Consider the following 22,508-nt stretch of genomic DNA (forward strand, 5'->3'; position numbering starts at 1 on the left):
TGGTTATGCCCCGGCTGCAGGAAAAATTCATTCTATTGAAGAATTGAGTTCAATCCATGGAGACAACAGTATCCGTGTGGCTGTCTAAAGGGATTTCACCTACGTGCAGGGTCATATCATGACAGAGAATTCCCTGTATGTTGGGTAAAACGGGAATGGAAGCAACCTGGACTTATTAGTGCCGGATAGAGCTATTATCGCTGAACAACGCCAACACTTTCTTGAGCTTCTACCCCTACGAAGCAAAGTATGGTATACTCGCACAGTACGCTTGCAAGGGAGCACTCATGGCATATGAAGTAACTGCAACCAGGAAACGACCCCAGGTTTTCGATAATCTTGTGGGTCAGGAGTTCGTGGTTTCCACCATCAAACATGCAATAGAGCAGGGAAGGATTGCCCATGCCTACCTGTTCAGCGGCCCCAGGGGAGTCGGGAAAACATCATCCGCCCGCATCCTGGCCCGCGCGCTGAACTGTGAGCAGGGCCCCTCGGCAACCCCCTGCGGGGTGTGCTCCAATTGCAGGGAGATCACCCAAGGCAACAACGTGGATGTCATCGAGATCGACGGTGCAAGCAACACCAGCGTAAATGATATCCGCCAAATCAAGGACGAGGTACTGTTTCCTCCCCAAGCAAGCAAATATAAGATTTACATCATCGACGAAGTGCACATGCTCTCCACCAGCGCCTTCAATGCGCTGCTCAAGACCATTGAAGAACCCCCGGCCTATATAATCTTCATCTTCGCCACGACGGAACTTCAGAAGGTGCCGGCAACCATCCGGTCACGCTGCCAGCAGTTCCATTTCCAACTTATCGACATCGACCTCATCAAGAGCTGCCTTTTGGAAGCAGCAGCCGAGATGGAAGTACAGGCCGATGAGGATGCCCTCTTCTGGATTGCAAAAGAGTCGACCGGCTCCATGCGTGATGCCTACACACTCTTTGACCAAGTGGTCTCCTTCTCTCAGGGCCACATCACGATGGAGAAAATCAGCAGCAAGCTGGGTTTGGTCGGCATCGACCAAATTGTCGCCATAGTCAGCCACTTGTTGGAGAACAAGACCCGGGAGGCTCTCCATGCAGTCCAGGAACTCTTGTTTGCCGGAGTCTCGGTGGAACAGTGCATCAAGGACTTTACGCAGTTCTTCAGAAGCCTGCTCTTCATCAAGGCGGGAGTGGTGGAAGATGCAATTCTCGGCATCCAGTCCGACAGGATTCCCCTCTCCCTGAGAAATGCCTATACGACCGAGCAGCTGGAAGCTGCTTTGGAGCTGTTTCTCAAGCTCTATCGCGACATCCGCTACTCATTAAACCCCCGGTTCGAACTGGAGCTCGCCATATCGCGGCTTGCCGGCCTTCCCCATATTGCCAGTCCGACTGCCTTGGTCCGCAAAATCGCCCAGCTTCGAGAAGAGCTGCTCAGCGGGAGTGTGAAACTTCCCGCACGCAAGCTTGAAGTTCAACCCGACCTCATCGCAACCCAGGCAGTCGTCGAGCCCAAGGTAAAGCCTGAAGCTTCTTCCAGCGTTGCTGCGATACCCGCAGCTGCGCCTCCTCCACCTCCTATAAAGCAGGAAATGACGGCAAGGGACTTCAGCAAGCAGGATCTGCCGCTTCTGGTAAGCAAGCTGTCCAGTGCACCTCTGCTCTCCCAAGTTGCACAAGCTATAACAGAGGTGCATAACGAAGGGGGATCGTTATTCCTTACATTCTCCACCTCGTTCTGTCAGAACAAGGCACAGGAGCATGAAACAAAATTCCGCGACCTCATCACTGAAATCACCGGTTTCAAGGGACCGGTGCACTTTGCATGCGCTGAGGAAGTCAAACAAGAAGCTCCCACCGTCGATGATCCGGTAATCTCCAAGATTGCTTCGGTCTTCCGTGGGGAAGTCAAGCATCAATAGCAACAAGCGAGGATGAAAATCTATGGATATGAATCCATTTGAACTGCTCAAGAATATGAAGGGCATCCAGGAAAACATGAAACGGATGCAGGACCTGCTTCCCACCATCACAGCTACCGGAAGCGCCGGAGCCGGAATGGTTGAAGTGACCCTCAATGGAAAGTTCATTGTCACCGACGTACATATCGACAAGGAACTTTTCGATCCACAGGACATCGAGACACTGCAGGTTTTGATCAGCAGCGCATTCAACGATGCAAGTGCAAAAATTCAACAGAAAATCCAGAGCGAGGGTATCAAGTATGCATCCTCGTTCACACAGGCCTGAGCATGACAGCGCTTGAGAACCTCATCCAAACCCTCTCACGCCTGCCCGGAATAGGTCCCAAGAGTGCCTCACGCCTGGCCTATCATCTGATCAAGACGGACAAGGGATACAACACCACACTTGCAGAAGCGATTGCAACCATCCAGGACAAGATTTTTCCCTGTTCAGTATGCGGAAGCTTTACCGAGTACGATCCTTGTCCCATCTGCAGCGACGGCAGTCGTGACCGGACCCAGCTGTGCGTTGTCGAACAGCCGCAGGATGTACTCACCCTGCAGTCAAGTGGAGCCTACAACGGGCTGTACCATGTCCTTGGAGGGGCCATAAGCCCCCTGGACGGTATCGGGCCGGAACATCTATCCTTCTCCAAGCTGGTCAAGCGTATCGATGAAGGAGGCTTTAGTGAACTCATTATTGCCACGAATCCCACCGAAGAGGGTGATACCACCGCCTTATACCTTCGCCATGTCCTGAAGCATCATCCCGAGCTCTCCATCACCCGCCTTGCCAGCGGGCTGCCCATCGGGGGAGACTTGGAGTATGCAGACAGAATTACCCTGGCCCGGTCGTTGAGGGGAAGAGTCCGGTTTTAGTTACTTAATGCCGCGTTCTTTCTTGATGGAGTCGTAGGCTTCCTGGATCTCGCGAAACTTTGCAGTTGCATGGGCCATGAACTCCTCGCCCATTCCCTTTGATGCAAGCGAATCGGGATGGAACTCGATGCTCAACTTCCGGTAGGCACGCTTGACCTCATCATCGGTGGCCGTCCGGCTGATGTTGAGGGTTGCGTATGCCTTGTCACTTGCACTGGTGCATCCGCCATACCGACTGCACAGCATATCCACAAAGCTTTCAGGCAGGTGGAAAATCTGCGAAGCCCGCCTGATCATATCCTCTTCACGCTGATTGATCTGTCCATCGGCGGCAGCCACCCGATAAAAGATATCGATCATCAGTTGCAGAATATTGGGAGCATGACTGAAGTTCTGATAAAACTGGGTTGCGAACTGCTCGAGGGTCCCTCCACCGGTCAGGGCGGCATCGAAAACCCTGAGAGCCGCATCCTCCTCACGAGGCCCCAGCCGCAAGTCCTGGCGGATGAACTCCACCACCTTCCGTCTCTCGTGTGATGAGACCGAGCCATCGGCGGCTGCAATACGTGCAAGCATCGAAAAAGCCCCGACGAAGAAGAGCATCTGCTCGCGGTCGAGGGATGTGTAGGCATTGAATTGTGTTCGCTGATTGCCCTCTGTCCCAACCTCACCGGCCTTGTCGAACATATGGCCGAAGGCGATGCCGGCGATCATGCCGAGAGGACCACCGAACATGAAGCCGACTGTGCCTCCAAAGAGTTTGCCAAGCCAAGCCATAATTTAGAGCTTATCGATCAACATCGAGCACTTGCCGGAAGGAATGGGAAGGGTCTTCTTCTTGTTCTCTCCCAGGATCTCGATGGTGAAGTAGTAGAGTTTTTCACTCTCCAGGCGAATCTCCCAACCACGATCGGTCTTGTTGCTCAGGATGGTAATCATATTCCTCTTCAGCGAGAGGTTTTCGATTCCCATTGCCTCGAGGGTGGGCATCACCCAATTGACCGTCTTTCGGGGAAGCGAGATATCCAAGCCAATGATATTCTCAATCATCAAGGTAATGGTAACCAGCCCGGCATAGGGCATGAGCCTTCTGCGGGGGAAATCTGCGATTTCAGTGGTTTTTGAGTAGCCTTCCTTGTTGGGCAGATATGCCTCCCAGACATCACCGATTGTTTCAGCATCGGGATGCAGGGTATCGAGCAAAAAGTACATGTGCCTGATGGCGCACTCACGGGCAAATACGAACTGCTTATATTTCTCGAGAGCCTTGACGACCATGAAGGTATTTACACTGAGGACACCACCGCAGTGACCATTTCCCTCCTCGCTGAAAGCAGGAGAGGAAACAGGAACGCCCGGGAACGGATTATCGGTCCCGAACTCATTCGGGTCGTGCAGATAATCAATCATGTAGGCTGCACGCTCATCATTGGGAATCTCGGCAAGCATTGCCCAATACGCACCGATGAACTTATTGGTGATGCGGTTCTCCTTGATATCCAAATCATAATAAAAGTTGGTCGCCGGATCCCACATCAGGCTGTTGATTCTCGTCTTGAGGGAGAAGTATATCCGCTTGTAACGGAAACTCAGCTCCTTGTCGTTGAGAATGTCACCGATGGCGGACATATAGAGAGCGTTGACGGCAAGCTGGGCGTTGAAGTCAAGCGGATAATACATATGAGAACGGGGAATGTTGCCGCTTTGACAGGCTTCTACAGGCACGGAGAAGAGGCCGTTGGGCTTCTGGAAGGTTGCCTGGATCCAAGCATAGTGCTTCTCCAGAATGGGCACGATATCCTTAAGCCGCTTCTTGTTTCCAATCTTGTGATAGAAACTGAATTCAACGTAGGCAAAAAGGGGGGGCGAAATACCCTCCGGATTATTCGCATTAAAAACCGGCTTCCCATCCTCAATGCTGTAATCGCTGCGGATTGCACCATTGCTCTCTTGTTTCTGGTAGAAATAGTCGAGCAAGGGAAACGGCGAGTTGTTCTGATTGCTGTAGACCAAAAACAAGGAAGAAAAACAGGAAAGAAACTGATTGAAGGTTGTCTGGCCAGGATATGAAAGATAGGAACCGCTAAAGCCGTTGGCCTCGGTTCCACTCTTCCAGAGTTCGTCAATCCAGACCCAGGATCTGTCATACATATCGACAAAATCCTGATCATAAAAATGTACGAACGGCACCATATCCTTTATCAAATTGGGAACTCCTTACTTAGCAGGTAAACACTGGAAAACTACATAAGACGCGCATTTTTAAAGATATACTCTCTTTTATGAGAAGTCAATCAGATACACGCCAAGAATCAGAAACGGTCATATTTTTTTAGAAAACCCATAGTCTTATCGAGATACATATTTTTAATCATTTACATAATAGCTAATTGTAAGCCAAAAGAAAAGAGTGGTTTTTTCAGAAAACTGCAATCCTATAGCTGATGAATCATACGTTGCCAACCTCTAGACACGGTTTTACGAATTTTCCCAACCCTCAGCAGAATACAGGAAGAATACTTTCCAAAAGTTCGGTACGAAAAGCCATGCATCCTTTCGAAATCTCCTCGCCATCCACATGCACCGGCATGGGAAAGTCGCGGCTTTTCATCACAAGCTTCTTCACCCTGGCGACACTGAACTCCTTCTGCTCAACCTGCTTGCCTGACAGGAAAGTCAGCGCAAGAGGAACCATTCTTTTACTGGGAATCGGGGCATTGGCATAGACCACATCAAAGTACCCGTCATCGAAAAGGGCATCGGGACCCATGAGAAAGGCCGAGCCCATCCTTCTTCCATTGCAGATGCTCAGCTGTTGCGTCTTGAGGTTGAGGACCTGGTCATCAAGGCTGAGCTCGACATCGTAGGGAGCAGGATAGTGCATGAGAATCCTGATGAGGGCCAGCACATAGCTCAAGGTACCTGAGACATGCTTGAAGTCGCTGGCGAGAAAGTTGACCAAAGGTTCAAAACCAACCCCCTGCCCGTTGACGAAAAAGCGACCTTCAGGATATTTTCCCCCATACGTAACCCCGGCGTCGATGACTCGGGTTTTGCCGGCAAGAATTACGCTGCACGCATCTTTCACCGGTTTGGGAATCTTCATCCCCCAGGCAAAATCATTGCCCCTGCCGATGGGGATGACCCCTAGGGCGGGAGCCTGGATCTTATGGGCAGTCACTGCCTTGAGGATGCCGTTGGCCACCTCATTCACCGTGCCATCGCCACCTGCGGCGATGATCACCTTGCGTCCATCCATTGCCGCCTGGTATGCGGCCCTTTCCGCCCCGTTCCCAATCTCGGTGTGGTAAAGCACAACCACTTTTCCTTCTGCACCAAGCAGGGTGCGAATCATATCTTCCTGCTGCTTCGCTTTTCCCTTTGCAGCATGTGGATTCAGTATCACGAAGAGCTCATTATCCTGCATGTAATCCGGCTCCTTACAGCTATTTACACCCGTAGGGCAATACCCTATCATGGCGATGTGAAAACTTATGCCCCTCGCTCAGCATTTCTCCCTACTACACAGGAAGATTTGCATGCACGGTCCTGGGACCAAATCGACATCGCCTTCATCAGTGCCGATGCCTACGTAGACCATCCCTCATTTGGAGCCGCATTGTTGGCTAGATTGCTCGAGAGTGAAGGATATCGTGTGGGTATTATCGCACAACCCGACTGGAACTCAACCAAAGATTTTCTCAAAATGGGAAAACCCAGGCTTTGTTGCATGATAAGCGGGGGAAATATCGACAGCATGGTCTCCCACTATACCGCAAACAACAAACCACGCAGCGAGGATGAGTACAGCCCCGGTGGAAAAGCAAAACTCCGACCCGACCGACCCACGCTTGTCTACACGGCAAAAGCCAGACAGGCGTACGGATCAGATGTTCCCATCATCATCGGAGGATTGGAAGCATCACTGAGAAGGCTCAGCCATTATGACTTCTGGACCGACAAGGTACGCAAGCCCATCATCCTCGATGCAAAGGCCGACTTGCTCGTATACGGAATGGGGGAACGCCAGAGCCTGGAAATCGTCAAGCGTCTTGATGGGGGAGAATCAATCCAGGAAATGGTCGATATCCAAGGGACTGTTTATGCTACATCCAGAGCCAAGTTCCAAGAGCTCTTGTTCAACACCATCGAAATACCTTCCTTTGAGGAGGTCGGCGACCGGGACAAGCAGTCCAATACTCCGACCGAGAGCGGCAAGCTGGCGTATGCCCAGGCTTTCCAAATCCAGTTGATGCAGCAGAACCCCATCAGGGGCAAGCGCATCCTCCAAGCATGCATGGACCGGCTGGTCGTCCAGAATCCTCCCGCCCTTCCCCTTGATGAAGCACAGTTCGACCGTCTTTATGAACTGCCCTTCACCTTGGACGCCCACCCCGATTATGAGAATGAAGGAGGCGTCCCTGCACTCAAGGAGGTCCAGTTCTCCCTTACCAGCAACCGAGGCTGTTTCGGCTCCTGTTCCTTCTGCGCCATCACCAACCACCAAGGGAGGATGATCCAAACCCGCAGCAAGGCCTCCCTGGTCAAGGAGGCCGAACGGATGACAGCTCATCGGGCCTTCAAAGGGTACATCCACGACCTGGGAGGGCCGACTGCCAACTTTCAGGGGCTTGCCTGCGACCAACAACTTGAGAACGGCCCCTGCCCTGCCAAAGAGTGCCTTTGGCCGAAGCCGTGCAACAACCTAAAGGATTACCATGGCCGTTATCTGGACCTGTTGGAGGCCTTGGAAGCGGTGAAGGGAGTAAAGAAGGTCTTCATCCGAAGCGGGATCCGATATGACTATTTACTCCAAGTATGCGACAAGCACACCCGCGAGTGCTTCATGCACCATCTGGTCCGCAACAATGTCAGCGGCCAATTGAAAGTGGCTCCCGAGCATGTAAGTCCCGCAGCACTGGATGCGATGGGAAAACCCCGATCCGAGCTTTTCGATGCCTTCAGCATCCTGTATCAGGATGCAACCGAACAGGCAGGGAAGAAACAGTATCTCATCCCTTACTTCATCGCTGCTCATCCGGGCTCCACTCTTGAGGATGCCATCACCTTGGCCCTGTATCTGGAAAAAACGCATTTTGTTCCCGACCAGGTGCAGGAATTCTATCCTACCCCCGGGACAGTCTCAACGTGTATGTACTATACTGGCCTCGACCCCAGACCTGGCAAGCGCTTTGCATCCATCCACATTCCCAAAGGACGTGAGCGTTCCCTGCAACGGGCTCTGTTGCAGTACAACAAACCAGAAAACAGGGCCTTGGTTCTTGAAGCCTTGGACAAAGCAAACAGAAAGGACTTGACGAGGATTCTCCTTGCAAGACAGTATACTACGTGATTCGAGAGATTTCAGAACGGAAGGATTTTTATCTGAAGATGTTCTCCATCGCCCTTCCGGTGGTGGCACAAAGCCTGCTCAACAACTCCCTGTCCTTCGTCGACACCCTGATGATCGGCCAACTAGGAGAGTCGTCCATTGCCGCAGTCGCACTGGCAAACCAGATGTTCTTTTTGATCAGTCTCCTTTTTTTCGGGGTGACCAGCGGTTCGGCAATCTTCCTTTCCCAGTACTGGGGAGCCCGCAATGAGACGAACATCCAGAAAGTCCTGGGCATTTCCCTCTTTATCGCCGGTGTCGGGGCTCTGTTTTTCGCTCTAGCCTCCTTCTTTTTCCCTCGCCGAATCATGTTTATATTCACCACCGAGGAGTCGGTGGTCCAAATCGGGATCTCCTACCTGAAAATCGTTGCCATAAGCTACCTCTTCTCAGCGTTCAGCCAGATCATGGCAACTGCGCTGCGGGTCATCGGAAAAGCAAAAATCCCTCTGCAGGTCGCACTCGTATCCCTTTCGCTGAATGCAATCGGTAACTACCTTTTGATCTTCGGTATCGGGCCATTCCCCCAATGGGGTGTTGCGGGAGCCGCCTTGGCGACCGCTGTCAGCCGTCTGGTCGAGATGCTTGCACTGCTGTACATTGTCTACAGGCGCCACCCGGTCATTGCAATCCGAAGCAGGAAGGCATTCATCTGGAACAAGAAATTCATCCTGCACATCCTGCCCACCAGCCTGCCGGTCATTCTCAACGAGTTTTTCTGGGCCTTGGGCATGACTACCTATAAGATTGCGTACAGCCGGATGGGAATAGAAGCTATTGCAGCCATCAACGTAGCGGAATCGATCGGCAACCTCTTTTTTGTGGCCATGATGGGGGTAAGCAACGCCACCTTGATCATGATCGGGGTGAAGATCGGCGAGAAACAGATCCCGCTTGCACGCCTGTATGCCAAACGCTTCATCACCACCGCCTTCTTCGTAGGCGTCGGCATGGGCTTGTTTGAAGCTTTCTTTGCGCCGGTCTTTGCCCAGTTCTTCAACATCCGCGCCGAGGTGCGGCAACTTGCCATCTACTGCCTGTACATCAACGCCGCCCTGCTTCCAATCAAGAGCCTGAACATGGTCATCATCGTCGGCATCCTGCGCAGCGGAGGCGATACCCGCTACTCGATGTTCGCAGAGATGTTCGGAGTCTGGGCCGTCGGGGTTCCTCTCGCTTTCTTCGGCGCCCTGGTCCTGAAATTGAACATCTACCAGCTCTATCTGTTATTGGGAATGGAAGAAGTCTCCAAACTGATTCTTGGCATGTACCGCATCAAAAAGGGGACTTGGGTCAACGACCTGACCGAGCTTCATTGACCTGTGTACAATATGAACGTATAGTTTACCCAAGAGAGGTGCCTTATGAGTCTGAGAACTGTACTGACCAACGGGACTGTCGTAACCGGGTATGCAAAACTCAAGAATTGCGCCCTTTATATAAATGAGGAAGGAGAGATCGGGGACATCTTCAATATGAGAAGATTGGAGGAGAAACACTTCCCCCCCGATACCATCATGATTGATGTGCAGGGCTCCTATATCATGCCCGGATTCATCGACTCTCACATTCATGGAATCGGGGGATTCGGCACTGAGGACTGCAAGGCTTCCTCCATTTTGGGGATGAGCGAGCGCCTTGCTGATTTTGGAGTCAGCGCCTTCATGCCTACCGTCTACACCGACAAGCTGGACGCCATGCTTGCAAGCATCCAGAGCATCGTTGAAGCCATGGGGAGCGAGCAAGGCGCCAAGATCCTGGGTGTCAACCTGGAAGGCCCCTTCATCTCAATGGCCCGTGTTGGAGCTCAGAATCCGGAAGGGGTGCTTCCGGTCAACCTGGATGTTTTCAACCAGCTCATCGATGCAGGAAAAGGCAAGGTTTTGTGCATGACGGTAGCCCCGGAGCTCAAGCACATGCGTGAACTCGCCCTCCTGGCCCGTGAAAGGAACATCGTTCTTCTTGCAGGGCACACAGACGCCACCTACGAAAACATTATGGAAGGCATGCAGTGCGGCATCTTCCACTCCACCCATTTCTTCAACGCCATGAGCCGCCTGCACCATCGAAACCCGGGTACGGTGGGGGCCATTCTCATCCAGCGCGAGATGCAGTGCGAAATCATCTGCGACGGCATCCACGTGCACCCTGAGCTGGTCAAGATGCTGCTCAGGGAAAAACCCTTGGACAATATCGTCATGATCACCGATTCACTGAAGCCCACCAAGCAGAGAACGGGAAGCTTGAAGGCAAACGGCATGGATGTGACCTTGGGCAGCGACGGTGCGTTTATCAGTACCAAGGATCCCAACCTCTTTGTTGGAAGCGGGCTTACGATGTTGCAGGGCTTGAAGAATGTTGTTGAGTGGGAGGTTCCCATCCAGCAGGCCAGCCAGATGAGTTCAACCAATCCGGCACGCATATACAACCTTTCCAAGCAAGGTATGCTGGTCCCCGGCTACAAGGCCGATGTGGTGGTCCTCGACCAGAACCTTCAGATGAAAGGGCTGTTCATCGACGGCAACCTGATCAGGGACCGTTTTGCCTGAAACACACAGTAAGGAGTATCCAAGATGCAGAAAGCAGTACAGGGCCTGAAGCCCGAGAATCTGTGGCGCTATTTTTCCGATCTTTCAGACATTCCCAGGGAGTCGGGCAACGAGGAGGGTGTACGCAGGTTTTTGCTGGCCTTCGCCAAAGAGCACAACCTCGAGGCACTCGTCGACACCATAGGCAATGTCATCATCCGCAAGCAGGCGTACAAGGGGTATGAGAACAGACCTTGGGTCGCCTTGCAGGGGCATATGGACATGGTATGCGTCAAGGAGGAAGGCAGCAACCACGACTTTACCAAGGACCCGATCAAGTTGGTTCGTGACGGTGATTTCCTCAAAGCCGATGGCACCACCTTGGGTGGAGACAACGGCATTGCAATCGCCCTTGTCATGGATATCCTTTCCGATCCTTCCTGCAAGCATGGGCCGATCGAGGCAATCTTCACCGTCAGCGAGGAGACAGGCCTCACCGGTGCCTTCAACATCGAGCAAAAGCATGTGAACAGCCGCCTGATGATCAACTTGGACAGTGAGGACGAAGGTGTTCTGTACATCGGTTGCGCCGGGGGTATCGAGGTCCATTCATCCATGCCGGTGACGTGGACGAAGGTGGAGAGCGCAAGCAAGGCCTTCATCCTGACTGCCAACGGCATGCTCGGAGGCCACAGTGGAGCGGAAATCCATAAACAGCGGGCCAATGCGATCAAGGTTGCAGCAAGAGTATTGCACCAAGGACCCGACTTCCAGGTATGCAAGGCCGAAGGCGGAACCAAGCGCAATGTCATTCCTTCCGTGTGTACAGTAACATTTGTAATCAACACCAAGGACGAGCCCCTTCTTAGATCATTGGTTGAAAAGGTTCAAGCGGAACTTGCAGGAGAATATGAAATTTCCGATCCCGGCCTTGCACTCTCCTTGGTCGAGACCGACCTTCCTTTGCAGGCCGTCGACAAACAAGTGAGCCGCCGGTTCTTTACAGCCGTCTATGCCGCACCACATGGTGTGGACGCCATGAGCATGTCGATTCCGGGCATTGTTGAGACCTCGACCAACCTGGCGATCATGCGTTTGGAGGAGGAGTGCTTCAAGGTGATATCCAGTCATCGCTCCTCGGTGCTCTCCGCTCGGGACGACATCGCCCATCGATTTGCTTCAGTCTTCAAGCTGAGTGGCGCCCAGGTGGGTTTTGAAGGTGCATACCCGTCCTGGAAGCCGAATCCCCACTCCGCCCTCACCGGATTCTGCGCAAAGGCGTATGAAGAGTACACCGGCAGGAAACCCGAGATTACGGCAATCCATGCCGGTCTTGAGTGCGGAATCATCAACAGCAAAATCGAGGGAATGGACTCCGTTTCCTTCGGTCCGAACATGTATGATGTACATTCGGTGAAGGAGAGGCTCTCCATATCGTCGGTTGAGCGCATCAGCGGCTTCACCCGCCACCTGCTGTCCATCATCGAATGAGCAAGCCGGTCATCGGTTTGGGAGGAGTGCTTGAAAAGGCTCCTCCCACTTCCGCCTTTCCCACCTTCAGGCGCCTGTTCACCAACGAAGGCTATCTGGCAAAGCTGCAGAAGGCAGGAGCCCTGCCGATCCTGCTTCCCATCGCATCGCAGGCCGACTTGGAATGCATGGTCGGCCTATGCGACGGCATCCTCCTTCCCGGAGGTCCCGATATTGATCCATCGTTCTACCACCAAGAGAGGCATGAACTGTGCGGCCCTTCCGATCTGGATGGTGACCGCTATCAGATCCAGCTCTTTCATATAGCCCGCAAGCTGAACAAACCGATTCTTGGAATCTGCAGGGGCACCCAGTTGATCAACGTAGCCCAGGGAGGGACGCTGTTCCAGGATTATCGTCTCCAAAGTGTGAATCCCATCATCCACCCTGATTACCAACGATGGGACTGTGTAAGCCACCAGGTGGAAGTTGTACCCAATTCCATCCTCTCCGAGCTCTTTATGACAGACTCCCTCGGGGTGAACAGCCTGCATCACCAAAGTATTGCAAAACCCGGGACGGACTGCAAAGTCACCGCGTTCTCATCAGACGGGTCGATCGAGGCAATCGAGCTTTCCAGTGGAGCGTGGTGCACAGGGGTGCAGTGGCACCCGGAAGCGATGGGAAGCGAGATGGATTGCCTCTTTGAGGCTTTCATCAACAAAGCCCTTGCATGAGAAAGTCCGGGAGTTTCCGGACTTTCCTGAGTGTTCAGCCTTTGATTTCCTTTGCCATTGCCTTGGCAAGCTCATAGGCTTTCTTCTTGTCTTCCTCACTCGGAGAACCTTGGTACTCGATTACCCCCTTGCAGTCGAGCTTCATAGCCGTGGCGAACTCATCAAACTGCTTCTGAGCCCCTCCAGACCATCCGAAGGAACCGAAGCGAAGCGTCTTGCGTCCCTGCACATGGCTGCGTTCCAGGATGTCCAGTACATGATACATAGGCGGGAACATCTTGTATTCGTAGGTCGGCATGCCGATGACCAATCCCTCACTTCTCCAGACCTTCTCAAGCACAAAGGACTCATGAGTCTGAGGCACCTGCAGAACATGGGCGACAACGCCTTCGCTCTTGATCCCCTCGACGATGGAAGAGAGCAGGGCTTCGGTATTGCCGTACATGCTGGACCAGACTACCGTCACTTCCTTCTCCCTGGGCCCCTGCATGTACGTAGCCAGACGCTTGTACCAATCTATGATTTTATTCGGCTCGGATCTCCATACCACTCCATGGCTGGGTGCCACCACCTTGATGTCCAGTCCATCAAGCTTCGCAATACCCCTGAGGACAAAGGAGGAGAAGGAGGAGATAATATTGGCATAATAGCGCTCTGTCTCGCTTGCCAGATGAACCAGCTCCTCTTCACTCTGTTCATCGTCAAAGCACTTGTCGTACCGTCCGAACGAACCGAACGCATCACAGCTGAAAAGAATCCCATCCTCCATCAAAAAGGTCATCATGGTTTCCGGCCAATGGATGTTCGGAGTCATAAAGAACTGAAGGGTCTTCCCACCAAGGTCGAGCTTTTCCCCATCCTTGACGGCACGGACATTCTTTTCAATCTTGTAGAAGTGCTTGATCAGGCTCACGGCCTTGTCGCTGCACAGAATCTGTACATCTGGATACTTCTCTACAATCTTGACCATTGAGCCGGTGTGATCGGGTTCCATATGGTTGATAACGATATAATCAAGTTTTCCCTTTGCAAGCGAGAGGGATTCAAGTTGCTGATCGACTGCTGCCAAGGCTCCATCCCAGTCCTTCACCATATCGATCAATACGCTCTTGTTGCTGCCCTTGATCACGTAGGAGTTCAACATAACTCCATCCGGAATGGGCCAAATTCCTTCAAACAGGTCACGATTGCCGATTTTTGCGGCAACTCGATAGACTCCGTCAGCTAATCTGTCAGGTTTCATTTCGTTGCATCTCCTTACTCGCTATACGATACACAATATTTTGAAAGTTGTGAATCAAAGATGGAACAGGCTTTGCTTTTGCAAAGCAAATATGGAGGCTTGGACCTGTTTGTAGCTGTCCATATGCAAGGCCAGCAGGGCATGGAAATCCTTGGAATGGTTGAAATGCACCAGATGGGCCAACTCATGCAGCACCAGGTAGGAGAGCTGCACATCATCCAGGATCTGGCAGCGCAACGAGAAATTCAGTCGCCCTTTCGCCGAACAGCTGCCCCACCGGCTCTTGCTGTCACGAACCGAGAAGGGGGGCTTGGGAAGACCGAGCCGCAGCGCCCAGAACAAGACCAACGGCTCCAGCCTTGCCTTGACGGTCGTGCGGTACAACTCCTTTACCAGTTGCTGGACCACCAACGGCTCTGCCTCTTGTCCACAGTAGGTTACCACCAGACTTTTACCATTGACGGCAATTGTCGGTTTCGCACCCTGTCTCAGCTCGAGCGCATACCACACTCCACCAAACAGGAAGGAATCGCCGTTTTGATAAGTATGCAGGTGCATCCTCTGCTCGACTATGGCCTGCCGCAAGGTTTCCTGATGGTTGACGATCACCCTTTCAATGGCAGCCAGTGATACCCGGTAGGGAGCATTCACCTTGACCGTCCCATCACCGAGCACCCGCACCGAGATAAGCCGGCTGGATTGCCTGCGTTCCAACGTGTAGGGAATGGATGCTACTTTACCCTGTGTTTTCATTCTGCTACAGTATCTCCCATGCAACCAGCCAAGTCCATGATTTTGCATCTTCAGCAGCCCATAACCTATCAAAAGGCACCATTTTCAACAACGGATGCAGAACAAGCCTATCAGCAGATGCTCATTTTTCTCGATGCCCGACAAGTAGGAAGCGAGGGGTGCATCGCCCTCTCATCCACCCGCAACCTGCTTTTTTGCGGCATCCAGGATCCCCCTGATGAAGATACCCGGTATGCCGTGCAGCACGGCTTGATCCAGCCCTTGCCTGACGGGGTCTATCATATCGAGCCGGGCCGCTACGAGTTCATCCAGCTTGCGCCAACCAAAGACCTGCAAACGTTGTTGGACCATATACCCATGCTCTTTGACGGACCGAACTGCATCTATGTCCGCCTGCTCAAGGAGAATGCCATTGCCATCGTCGCCCAATTGTGGGTGGTGCGCTAAAAAAAGAGCGGGATCAGGATCGGGGCTGCAAGACTCATGACAACCCCGTGGTAGATCGATCCAAGCATGGTTCTCGTCCCAAAGTGGGATGAGAGCAACACGAGCGTGACATCCATGCTGGTTGCTCCCGCTGTGCAGACGGCTGGATGGTAATACCGCTTGCCCAGCCGTCCGAAGAAAGGGATGAGGAAGAACGAGAAGCTTTCCCGCAACAGGTTTGCCAAAAAGGAGATGGACCCGAGAATCGGGAATCCCAAATCGCTGATGAGAATTCCTGAAAGTGAATACCAGCCGAACCCGCTGAGCATCCCCCAAGCTTCCTTGACGGTATAGCCAGTCAGAAGAGGTGCAAACAAGGCACCGAGGTACGTTCCTGCAATGGTATAGAAGGGAAGCAGGAAGAGACTCTTGTCGCCGAACACCCCTTTGAAACTGATCCGCTTGTGCACCATTCCCATGCCTACGAAGAAAAGCAGGGTGTACAGCAGATACGTCACCAGTGAGCTTTGAAACCAATCAAACAAGGGGGTGGTCAACCTGAGCGTCAGGCCAAGAACGACAATGCCGACCAGAATCAGGGGCTCTTTGACAATATCATACAGACGCCGTATGAAACTCTGTTCCTTGCGCTTGGCTATTGCGATCCCTTCAGATTGCTCCGTCGGTGTGACTATGGAGGATACGACCAAGGAGAAAAGCACGGTCCCGCCAATCCCCAAGAGGGTAAGAACCAAGGCAGAGACACCGATGGTCCCAAACTCTTTGGTGATCCCTTCGATGCCGCCGGTGTTCACGCCCATGAAAAACAGCAACAACCAAACCAGGGTTGTCTGCAACAAAGCAGCACTTTTATGAAAGCGGTCAATTCCTGCTGCACGTGCGCAAAGCATGCCCATAATCAAGGCCAAAGCCAATTTTGCCAAATACCAGAGTGTGTCCATGTGTGCGAAACTGTACCCCAATCAAACCTATGTGTCAAATTCCCTTGTTTATCAGCCCTTCCTTGAGTATAGTTGTCTGCATGATTGATGAAAAACTGAGTGATACCTTTCACCGACTCACCCTCGCAGATGGCAGGCAAATCCTTCTCATAGGCACTGCCCATGTCTCCAAGGAGAGCGTGGATGAGGTGAAGCTCGCCATTGAAACCGAACAGCCCGACCATATCTGCCTGGAGCTCGATGACGGACGGATGAAAAACAAGGATCAGGAGAACGCTTGGTCCAACATGGATGTCAAGAAAGTCATCAAGGAGAACAAGGGGTTTTTGCTGCTTGCAAACATGGCCCTCGCCTCCTTCCAGAAGCGCATGGGGGACCAGTCCGGCAGCGCCCCCGGCCAAGAGATCCTCAGTGCTGCAAAGCTTGCCAAAGAGAAGGGGATTCCCTATTCGCTGTGCGACCGCGAAATCCAAGTGACGTTCAAGCGGGCTTGGCGCAAGTCCAATCTGTGGAACAAGGCAAAGCTCATCGCCACCATCATCAGTGCAGTATTCAGCAATGAGAAAATCAGCGAACAAGAACTTGAGGATTTGAAGAAAGCCGATGTTATGCAGAATATGATGGACGAGATGGCAAAGGAGCTTCCCTCAGTCAAGGCAGTGTTGATCGATGAGCGCGACCGCTATCTAGCCACCAGCATCTACCTTGCCCCCGGACAAAAAAAGCTTGCGGTTATCGGAGCCGGACATCAGAAGGGCATCATCAAAACCCTGGAGGCGATCGAGCAGGGAAAAGTCGGTACCGACCTTGCCGATATCAGCGAAGTTCCCAAACCCGGCAACGGGGGAAAGATTCTCTCCTGGGCCTTCCCCATCCTCATTGTCGGCATCCTGCTCTACGGCTTCATCAATCTGGGCAGCACCGAAGGAATCAAAATGTTCGGCTACTGGCTTGCCGTCAACATGTCTTTCACCGCCTTGGGTGCAATCCTGGCCCTGGCACATCCGATCAATACGGTGGTGAGCATTTTGTCAGCACCCCTTACAAGCCTGCATCCGGCCATAGGGGTCGGCATGGTCAGCGGCGTGATGGAGGCAACCCTGCGGAAACCCAAAGTAAAAGACTTTGAACTACTCGGCGACGATGCCACCACCTTCAAGGGCTGGTACCGCAACCGGGTGCTCCACACCCTGCTGGTATTTCTCTATACAAGCCTTGCAGCTTCCATAGGCAATGTGGTGGTATTCCCCATCCTGCTGAGCATGCTTGGTTGATTCGCATTCCTAACTAATAGAAAACCATGGCTGCAGGACTTGCTGCAGCCATATTTTTCGAAATATATAAACCTTTCTATCAGAATTATTTATTACTGCTGTTCATTAAATAAGCACACCTTACCAACTACCTTACTGCAAAGAACTGCAGATTTCCAGCGCTTCGCGCATGGTTGAGCAGGCATGCTGGATCAAGGGAGAATGGGTGCTGGATCTGGGGAGCAAGGAACGCTTGAAACCAAGCTCCTTGGCAGCCTTCTCCCGCTTGTCCGGAAAGCCTACGCTGCGCACTTCACCGGCCAGGCTCAACTCACCGAAACTGACCAAAGCCTTGGGAAGGCTCTTGTTGCTGACCGCCGACCACAAGGCGAGGGCCAAGGGAAGCTCGATGGAAACCTCACTGAGTTTCATACCCCCTGCAACGTTTACATAGATGTCCTGATCGCTTAACCGCACGGCTGCATGCCGTTCCAAAATTGCTGCAACCCGTGTCACCCGGGCGGTATCGATACGGTCTGAATAGATGCGGCTGAACCCGTTCTTGGCCGAGGTGGTCAACGCCTGGATTTCCACCAAGAAGGTTCTCGAACCCTCGATGACAGGGGTATAGGAAATACCGGGGGGAAGAGCCGATCCAGAACGATCGGTGATGAAAAAGGAAGAAGGATTGGCAACCGGGATCAAGCCCTTCTCATGCATGCTGAAGATGCCTATCTCATCGACCGAGCCGAAGCGATTCTTCATTGCCCGCACAAGACGCACCCCACTGGATACCTGTTCAAAATAGAGAACGGTATCGACAAGGTGCTCGATGACCTTCGGTCCTGCAAGGGTGCCTTCCTTGGTGACGTGACCGATAAGAAAGAGCGAGGTTCCCAGTTGTTTGCACAGGCCGACCAGAAGGGTTGAGCAGTACCTGATCTGGTTCACAGACCCAGAGGGAGAGGGAATCTCTTCACTGGAAAGAGTCTGCAACGAGTCTATCACCACCACATCATAGACAGATGATGAAAGCACTTTCTCCAGGATTTCCACCCTGGTGTCACAAAAAATATCTATGGAAGGCAGCACCAGGCCCAGCCGCTGGGCACGCAGCTTGACCTGGCTCGGCGACTCCTCTCCCGATACATAGAGGACCTTGCGGCCCACTGAACACTTCTCAAGCACCTGGATCATCAAGGTCGACTTGCCGATGCCGGGTTCTCCACCGAGCAGGATGGAGGAGCCGCGCATGACGCCCCCGCCCAAGACCCGGTCGAGTTCAGAAATGCCGGTTTCATAGCGAAAGAGAGGGTCGATCACCACCTCGCCAAGCGAGATCGGCTTGGTTGCCGTACTGATCACCGCCCGTTTTCCGGTTGATGCACTCTGTACGGCTTCCTCCTCGAAGGTATTCCAACTTCCGCAGTCCGGACAGCGGCCGAGCCATTTGGTTTCGGTTCTTCCGCACTGGCTGCAGACATACTGAATCGCCTTCTCTTTCACTTATATCTCCTTATAATGCTGATAGTTAAAACGCTATCAACTCCACATCGAACACCAAATAGGAGTTCGGAGGGATAACCCCGGGATACCCCATGGTCCCATACCCAAGATCGGGGGGGATGACCAACGTGCGCTTTTCACCTGCACTCATCGTCTTCAAGGCCTCGTTCCAGCCTTCGATGACTTCGCCGATGGCAAACTGGGCAGGAGTTCCTCTTCTCACCGAGCTGTCAAACACACGCCCATCAAGCAAGGATCCTGTGTAATGGACTGTCACTTTCTGTCCATGTACAGGCTTCTTCTTCCCTTCACCGGCTTTCGTCACTACATAGCGAAGGCCCGAAGGAGTCTTGATTGCATCAGGCCAGCGGTTTTTAAGCTCTTCCTCCAACCTGGCTTTCTCCAATGCCTCACGCTTGTTGTTCTTCTCCTCGGCTGCAAGCACGTACTGGGTGAAATTCTCCCTGCTGACTACAAAAGCCTCGGCATCGGCACCCTTGCGTACGATTTCCACGGTCTTGATGCTGTCACCCTGTACAATGGAGTTCACAACATCGAGGCCTTCTACAACATGACCAAACACAGAGTGCTTGCCGTCAAGCCAAGGGGTTGCAACGTGAGTGATGAAAAATTGACTTCCGTTTGTACCGGGACCGGCATTTGCCATCGACAGGATGCCGGGTCCTGTATGCTTGAGGGATTCCTCAATTTCATCAGGGAAGGTGTAGCCGGGTCCACCGGTGCCGGTTCCCTTGGGGCATCCACCTTGTATCATGAAGTTCTCAATCACCCGGTGAAACTTGATATTGCTGTAAAAAGGTTTATTGTTTCCATGTACATTGAGCGTTCCCTCTGCAAGCCCCACAAAGTTGGCCACCGTCATAGGCGTCTTCGTATGTTCAAGCAACAGGGTGATATCGCCTTTATTGGTATGCAGTACAGCATACACTCCATCTGCTAGATTCTTGGTTTCCATTCCATCTCCTTGGTTTCTATACTTCAAACAGCTCTTGGCCGGGGGCCAAAAGCTGATACAATCGTTCCAATTCTTCACTGTTTGTGTAAGGAATTTCCAATTTACCCTTCTCCAGTGAACCTTTTATCTCTACCTGTGATCCCACCACATGCAAGAACTTGTCTTCAACCGCAATGATATCAGGCGATTTTGCCAAGCTTTTCTTTGCACGTCGCTTCTTGGATTGGTAAGCAGCCCTCTTTCCCATATTGAACTGGGCAGCCAATTGTTCCGTTGCACGAACGGAAAGGTCTTTTTCCAGTACGGTTCGGTACAAAATTTCCCGGTCTGCAGGATTGACGACGGAAAGGATGGCCCTGGCCTGCCCTGCAGAGAACCTTCCATGCAAGAGATCCTGCTGCATGGTGGAACTGAGCTGCAGCAGCCTGATGCTGTTGCTGATGGTCGAGCGGTTCTTCCCCATCCTCTGGGCCAGTTCCTCTTGGGTTATCCCCGCTTCCTGAATGAGATACGCATACGCCTTGGCTTCTTCAATCGGATTCAAATTCTCCCGTTGGATATTCTCTATGAGAGAAACTTCCAAACGCTGCATTTGGGTGAAGTCCTTGACCAATACGGGGATTTTGGTCAATCCCGCAAGCTTTGAAGCACGATACCGACGCTCTCCTGCTACGATGCTGTATTGGCCGGGAGCAATTTCCTCAACCAAGATAGGTTGCAAAACGCCTTCACGCCTGATCGACTGGGCCAGCTCTTCGAGGGATTCCTGATTGAAATCCTTTCTAGGCTGATTAGGGTTGGGACGGATGTTCTCTAGCGATACTTCAAAAACCTTCTGAGACCCTTCCTGGCCGGATTTGGATGAAGAGAGACCTAACGCAGTATCGAGAACCGAATCAAAGGAGTAATCCTGCATCAATGAACCGATTCCTTTTCCAAGTCCATGTTTCTTAATTGTTTCTTGCGACACGCTCGATTACCTCCTCTGCCAGGTCTTTGTATGCTTTGGTTCCACTGCTTGCACTATCATACACATTGATGGGAAGCCCATGCGAAGGGGCCTCGGCGATGCGGATGCTTCTCGGAATCTTGGTGGTGAACACCAAGTTGGGAAAGAAGGAGGAAATATCCTCAACCACTTCATTGGCAAGCTTCGTGCGCTTGCTGTACATCGTAAAGAGTATTCCCAGGATCTGCAGGTCGGGGTTCAAGGATTTTTTCATATTGCCGATTGTTCTCATGAGCAGATTCAATCCTTCCATGGCGAAGTATTCGCATTGCATCGGGATAATCACCTGCTTTGCCCAAACCATTGCATTGACGGTAACCAATCCCAGCGAAGGCGGACAATCGGCAATGATGTACTCCCACATCTCATCAAGCCCGGCCAAGGCGTTCTTGAGAAAGAACTCCCGCTGCTGTTCTTCCACCAACTCTATGTTCAATCCTGCCATATTGATATTGCTTGCAATGGCATACAGATTCTGGATAGGCGTTTGTTGGATGGCTTGCTGAACACTGCACTGACCCGCTATTACTTCATAGATTCCCATTTTCCGGCTGTCTATGGACGTGGCACTGGTCAGGTTCCCTTGTGAATCGAGGTCGATCAACAAAACTTTTTTGCCGTGTTGGGCCAAAGCCGATCCCAAATTCACAGCCGAGGTGGTTTTGCCGACCCCTCCCTTTTGATTCAAAAACAGTATTGTTTGCGCACTCATACTGGGTACTATACGGAAATATCCAACCATTGTCACCTCTTGAGGCTGAGTCCTTGACCCTTCTCAGGCTCTATTGTATCTTCAAGGTACCCTATGGAGGAAAAGTATATGGAAGAAGATAAAGTCAAAAGAGCAATCGAGGACATCAGACCCTCGTTGCAGAATGACGGAGGAGATATTGAGTTTGTCAGCCTGGTCGGTACCGATGTTACTGTGCGCCTGAAGGGTGCATGTGCTGGTTGCCCGATGTCCCAGATGACGCTCAAGAGCGGTGTTGAGCGCTACCTTCGCAATTTCGTCGATCCGAAGCTCACGGTGGTCAACACCCCCGACTTCTAAAAAGCAGATACTTCGAATCACAACGTTTCACGTGAAACTTTCCGTGGAACGTTTTTTTATGCCCTAAAGCATCCCCCTTGATATACCTCCCCTGCAGGGCTTGCATGCATTGTTTCACGTGAAACAAAACGCCTATACCATCACACAACCCTTTCCACAGAGAGCTACCTCAAAATATACTGAATGTGCACTACTGCTTTTTTCACCTCTAATTTTTTGTGCAATGCAAAACAGGCAAAACCTGCATCTGGGAGCTCCATTTGCAGGTTTATCAGAGTATGTTTCTTTAAATAGATACAGATTTGCGTGGGGAAATCTCCTCTTATCGGTAAGTACTCAGGTGTAATACATCAAAGCCTAAACTATAC

At 52.1% G+C, this 22,508-nt stretch carries 21 protein-coding genes; 11 read left to right on the forward strand and 10 right to left on the reverse strand.

What is annotated here, in order from left to right; all coding sequences use genetic code 11:
• The first annotated feature begins 287 nt into the window (after nt 1–287).
• Genes dnaX through recR form a run of 3 tightly spaced genes read left to right on the forward strand, consistent with a single transcriptional unit; the run spans nt 288 to nt 2,834 of the window.
• Entirely contained in the window at nt 288–1,913 is a 1,626-nt protein-coding gene (gene dnaX / locus B3F49_RS11625; protein WP_293895658.1) for a DNA polymerase III subunit gamma/tau, read from the forward strand.
• Between the two features lie 22 nt (nt 1,914–1,935).
• A complete protein-coding gene (locus B3F49_RS11630; RefSeq protein ID WP_293911252.1) occupies nt 1,936–2,241 on the forward strand; it encodes a YbaB/EbfC family nucleoid-associated protein in 306 nt (101 codons plus the stop codon).
• Between the two features lie 2 nt (nt 2,242–2,243).
• On the forward strand, nt 2,244–2,834 hold the full coding sequence (gene recR, locus B3F49_RS11635; RefSeq protein WP_214042827.1) for a recombination mediator RecR: 591 nt from the start codon (nt 2,244–2,246) through the stop codon (nt 2,832–2,834).
• On the opposite strand, the gene B3F49_RS11640 is transcribed toward recR, so the two are convergent.
• The 3 genes from B3F49_RS11640 to B3F49_RS11650 all read right to left on the reverse strand — a co-directional run bounded on the left by B3F49_RS11640 (nt 2,835) and on the right by B3F49_RS11650 (nt 6,261).
• Nucleotides 2,835–3,611: a TerB family tellurite resistance protein gene (locus B3F49_RS11640; protein WP_293911255.1), complete on the reverse strand. Its 777-nt coding sequence runs from the start codon at nt 3,609–3,611 to the stop codon at nt 2,835–2,837.
• A 3-nt stretch (nt 3,612–3,614) separates the two neighbouring features.
• A complete protein-coding gene (locus B3F49_RS11645; protein ID WP_293911258.1) occupies nt 3,615–5,039 on the reverse strand; it encodes an MGH1-like glycoside hydrolase domain-containing protein in 1,425 nt (474 codons plus the stop codon).
• A gap of 292 nt (nt 5,040–5,331) precedes the next feature.
• Nucleotides 5,332–6,261 carry a diacylglycerol/lipid kinase family protein gene (locus B3F49_RS11650; RefSeq protein ID WP_293895675.1) on the reverse strand — a complete coding sequence of 310 codons (930 nt, stop codon included), beginning with the start codon at nt 6,259–6,261 and terminating at the stop codon, nt 5,332–5,334.
• A gap of 57 nt (nt 6,262–6,318) precedes the next feature.
• Between B3F49_RS11650 and B3F49_RS11655 the strand changes: the two genes are divergently transcribed.
• From B3F49_RS11655 to B3F49_RS11675, 5 genes are read left to right on the forward strand one after another with little or no spacing between them, the layout of a single operon-like run.
• Nucleotides 6,319–8,187 (forward strand): YgiQ family radical SAM protein, encoded by a 1,869-nt coding sequence (locus B3F49_RS11655; RefSeq protein ID WP_293911261.1) that lies wholly within the window; start codon nt 6,319–6,321, stop codon nt 8,185–8,187.
• Nucleotides 8,184–9,545, forward strand: a complete 1,362-nt coding sequence (locus B3F49_RS11660) for an MATE family efflux transporter (RefSeq protein ID WP_293911264.1) — start codon at nt 8,184–8,186, stop codon at nt 9,543–9,545. The genes B3F49_RS11655 and B3F49_RS11660 overlap by 4 nt, the downstream gene beginning before the upstream one ends.
• Nucleotides 9,546–9,590: 45 nt before the next feature.
• Nucleotides 9,591–10,775, forward strand: a complete 1,185-nt coding sequence (gene nagA, locus B3F49_RS11665) for an N-acetylglucosamine-6-phosphate deacetylase (protein ID WP_293895683.1) — start codon at nt 9,591–9,593, stop codon at nt 10,773–10,775.
• A gap of 24 nt (nt 10,776–10,799) precedes the next feature.
• A complete protein-coding gene (locus B3F49_RS11670; RefSeq protein ID WP_293911267.1) occupies nt 10,800–12,245 on the forward strand; it encodes an aminoacyl-histidine dipeptidase in 1,446 nt (481 codons plus the stop codon).
• Nucleotides 12,242–12,961, forward strand: a complete 720-nt coding sequence (locus B3F49_RS11675) for a gamma-glutamyl-gamma-aminobutyrate hydrolase family protein (protein WP_293895688.1) — start codon at nt 12,242–12,244, stop codon at nt 12,959–12,961. The genes B3F49_RS11670 and B3F49_RS11675 overlap by 4 nt, the downstream gene beginning before the upstream one ends.
• Nucleotides 12,962–12,995: 34 nt before the next feature.
• Here the strand turns inward: B3F49_RS11675 and B3F49_RS11680 are convergent, their stop codons facing one another.
• Together B3F49_RS11680 and B3F49_RS11685 are read right to left on the reverse strand one after the other, a co-directional pair.
• On the reverse strand, nt 12,996–14,204 hold the full coding sequence (locus B3F49_RS11680; protein WP_293911269.1) for an FprA family A-type flavoprotein: 1,209 nt from the start codon (nt 14,202–14,204) through the stop codon (nt 12,996–12,998).
• 54 nt (nt 14,205–14,258) lie between these two features.
• Nucleotides 14,259–14,957 (reverse strand): M48 family metallopeptidase, encoded by a 699-nt coding sequence (locus B3F49_RS11685; protein ID WP_293895694.1) that lies wholly within the window; start codon nt 14,955–14,957, stop codon nt 14,259–14,261.
• Nucleotides 14,958–14,975: 18 nt separating this feature from the next.
• Between B3F49_RS11685 and B3F49_RS11690 the strand changes: the two genes are divergently transcribed.
• Nucleotides 14,976–15,404 (forward strand): hypothetical protein, encoded by a 429-nt coding sequence (locus tag B3F49_RS11690; RefSeq protein ID WP_293911271.1) that lies wholly within the window; start codon nt 14,976–14,978, stop codon nt 15,402–15,404.
• On the opposite strand, the gene B3F49_RS11695 is transcribed toward B3F49_RS11690, so the two are convergent.
• A complete protein-coding gene (locus tag B3F49_RS11695) occupies nt 15,401–16,345 on the reverse strand; it encodes a lysine exporter LysO family protein (RefSeq protein WP_293895700.1) in 945 nt (314 codons plus the stop codon). The genes B3F49_RS11690 and B3F49_RS11695 overlap by 4 nt on opposite strands.
• 80 nt (nt 16,346–16,425) lie before the next feature.
• Here B3F49_RS11695 and B3F49_RS11700 point away from each other — a divergent pair, with 80 nt between their 5' ends.
• Nucleotides 16,426–17,619 carry a TraB/GumN family protein gene (locus B3F49_RS11700; RefSeq protein WP_293895703.1) on the forward strand — a complete coding sequence of 398 codons (1,194 nt, stop codon included), beginning with the start codon at nt 16,426–16,428 and terminating at the stop codon, nt 17,617–17,619.
• 132 nt (nt 17,620–17,751) lie between these two features.
• Here the strand turns inward: B3F49_RS11700 and radA are convergent, their stop codons facing one another.
• From radA to B3F49_RS11720, 4 genes are read right to left on the reverse strand one after another with little or no spacing between them, the layout of a single operon-like run.
• A complete protein-coding gene (radA, locus tag B3F49_RS11705) occupies nt 17,752–19,104 on the reverse strand; it encodes a DNA repair protein RadA (RefSeq protein WP_293895706.1) in 1,353 nt (450 codons plus the stop codon).
• A gap of 25 nt (nt 19,105–19,129) precedes the next feature.
• Nucleotides 19,130–20,080, reverse strand: a complete 951-nt coding sequence (locus B3F49_RS11710; protein ID WP_293911273.1) for a peptidylprolyl isomerase — start codon at nt 20,078–20,080, stop codon at nt 19,130–19,132.
• A gap of 16 nt (nt 20,081–20,096) precedes the next feature.
• Nucleotides 20,097–21,050: a ParB/RepB/Spo0J family partition protein gene (locus B3F49_RS11715; RefSeq protein WP_293895712.1), complete on the reverse strand. Its 954-nt coding sequence runs from the start codon at nt 21,048–21,050 to the stop codon at nt 20,097–20,099.
• Complete coding sequence (locus tag B3F49_RS11720; protein ID WP_293895714.1) at nt 21,031–21,801, reverse strand: ParA family protein; 771 nt, start codon at nt 21,799–21,801, stop codon at nt 21,031–21,033. The genes B3F49_RS11715 and B3F49_RS11720 overlap by 20 nt, the downstream gene beginning before the upstream one ends.
• A 108-nt stretch (nt 21,802–21,909) precedes the next feature.
• On the opposite strand from B3F49_RS11720, the gene B3F49_RS11725 reads away from it, so the two are divergent.
• A complete protein-coding gene (locus B3F49_RS11725) occupies nt 21,910–22,140 on the forward strand; it encodes a NifU family protein (RefSeq protein WP_293895717.1) in 231 nt (76 codons plus the stop codon).
• Nucleotides 22,141–22,508: the final 368 nt, after the last annotated feature.

It is taken from the genome of Sphaerochaeta sp. UBA5836, from assembly GCF_002432845.1.
Lineage (GTDB): Bacteria > Spirochaetota > Spirochaetia > Sphaerochaetales > Sphaerochaetaceae > Sphaerochaeta.

Excerpts from the sequence above, each read along its gene's own strand:
- B3F49_RS11685 (WP_293895694.1), bottom strand. The coding sequence starts at position 14,957 with ATGAAAACACAGGGTAAAGTAGCATCCATTCCCTACACGTTGGAACGC.
- B3F49_RS11720 (WP_293895714.1), bottom strand. The coding sequence starts at position 21,801 with ATGAGTGCGCAAACAATACTGTTTTTGAATCAAAAGGGAGGGGTCGGC.
- recR (WP_214042827.1), top strand. The coding sequence starts at position 2,244 with ATGACAGCGCTTGAGAACCTCATCCAAACCCTCTCACGCCTGCCCGGA.
- B3F49_RS11700 (WP_293895703.1), top strand. The coding sequence starts at position 16,426 with ATGATTGATGAAAAACTGAGTGATACCTTTCACCGACTCACCCTCGCA.
- B3F49_RS11650 (WP_293895675.1), bottom strand. The coding sequence starts at position 6,261 with ATGCAGGATAATGAGCTCTTCGTGATACTGAATCCACATGCTGCAAAG.
- B3F49_RS11675 (WP_293895688.1), top strand. The coding sequence starts at position 12,242 with ATGAGCAAGCCGGTCATCGGTTTGGGAGGAGTGCTTGAAAAGGCTCCT.
- B3F49_RS11670 (WP_293911267.1), top strand. The coding sequence starts at position 10,800 with ATGCAGAAAGCAGTACAGGGCCTGAAGCCCGAGAATCTGTGGCGCTAT.
- B3F49_RS11690 (WP_293911271.1), top strand. The coding sequence starts at position 14,976 with ATGCAACCAGCCAAGTCCATGATTTTGCATCTTCAGCAGCCCATAACC.
- B3F49_RS11640 (WP_293911255.1), bottom strand. The coding sequence starts at position 3,611 with ATGGCTTGGCTTGGCAAACTCTTTGGAGGCACAGTCGGCTTCATGTTC.
- B3F49_RS11710 (WP_293911273.1), bottom strand. The coding sequence starts at position 20,080 with ATGGAAACCAAGAATCTAGCAGATGGAGTGTATGCTGTACTGCATACC.
- nagA (WP_293895683.1), top strand. The coding sequence starts at position 9,591 with ATGAGTCTGAGAACTGTACTGACCAACGGGACTGTCGTAACCGGGTAT.
- B3F49_RS11680 (WP_293911269.1), bottom strand. The coding sequence starts at position 14,204 with ATGAAACCTGACAGATTAGCTGACGGAGTCTATCGAGTTGCCGCAAAA.
- B3F49_RS11725 (WP_293895717.1), top strand. The coding sequence starts at position 21,910 with ATGGAAGAAGATAAAGTCAAAAGAGCAATCGAGGACATCAGACCCTCG.
- dnaX (WP_293895658.1), top strand. The coding sequence starts at position 288 with ATGGCATATGAAGTAACTGCAACCAGGAAACGACCCCAGGTTTTCGAT.
- B3F49_RS11630 (WP_293911252.1), top strand. The coding sequence starts at position 1,936 with ATGGATATGAATCCATTTGAACTGCTCAAGAATATGAAGGGCATCCAG.
- B3F49_RS11695 (WP_293895700.1), bottom strand. The coding sequence starts at position 16,345 with ATGGACACACTCTGGTATTTGGCAAAATTGGCTTTGGCCTTGATTATG.